At 51.9% G+C, this 767-nt stretch carries 1 protein-coding gene; it reads right to left on the bottom strand.

All coding sequences use genetic code 11. The features are described from left to right. Positions 1-638, bottom strand: a 638-nt coding sequence (locus tag ACT3R4_RS18440) for an Rpn family recombination-promoting nuclease/putative transposase (RefSeq protein ID WP_496201302.1), incomplete at its 3' end; no start/stop codon positions are given. Between the last annotated feature and the right edge of the window lie 129 nt (positions 639-767).

Below are 767 nucleotides of genomic sequence, written 5' to 3'. Positions count from 1 at the left end.
GGTTTATGGGGGTCTGCCTGAATGATCGCGACAATGCGGTCAACCGCTTGTTGCAAGCTTTCCCAACTTGCCGCCGCATTTTCGATGCCAAATATACCACTTAATGGACTATGGCGCTGCTCCAGCTCCTTGTCCGTGTAAGCACCCTCATCAATCAAGTAATAGCGCAAGTGCGGTTGGTAAGGCTGTAAAAAGATGGGTGGTTTAGGCTGCACCATGTCGTAGACATCATGCTTGGCCGTCCAGCGCTCTGTCCCGTTATACAACACAACAGGGAACACGGGCGGCAAGCCTTTACCGGGCGTGGTCGCTTTCGCTTTTAGCAAATGGTCATAGAAGCAGGCAACGTAGTGCATCAGCCGAATGGGCATCGTGCGATCTACACTGGATTGAAACTCAAGTAACAGGTAGAGGTAGACCTCCTGGATAGCCCCTTGCCAGTTCACCTGCACCGACCAGACCAGATCTTCAAACTTCTCTTCAAAAAGCGGTGTGATGTAATTGCCACTATGGAGTTTTAATGTGCTGAAATCCATCAGCTCAGAGATTTCTGGCGGGGCAAAGCCTTCAAGCAGTTGTTGAACAAATTCAGGGTAGCTGAAAAGTTCTTTATAGCCAGTGTCGTAGTGATTTGCCATGGGCCCTCCTGCGCAGTACCGGGGATGTTAGCACGGCCGCGCAAGGGCGATCACTTTTGAGGCCTGGCAAGACAGGTTGTAGAAGCTGAGTTACTCGGCGATGGCGGCGCTAGCCGCCCTTGCTCAACC

It is taken from the genome of Halomonas sp. AOP7-E1-9, from assembly GCF_052376035.1.
Lineage (GTDB): Bacteria > Pseudomonadota > Gammaproteobacteria > Pseudomonadales > Halomonadaceae > Vreelandella > Vreelandella citrativorans.
Note: the sequence above shows the minus strand (reverse complement) of the source record. Positions and strands in the feature narration are given on the sequence as shown.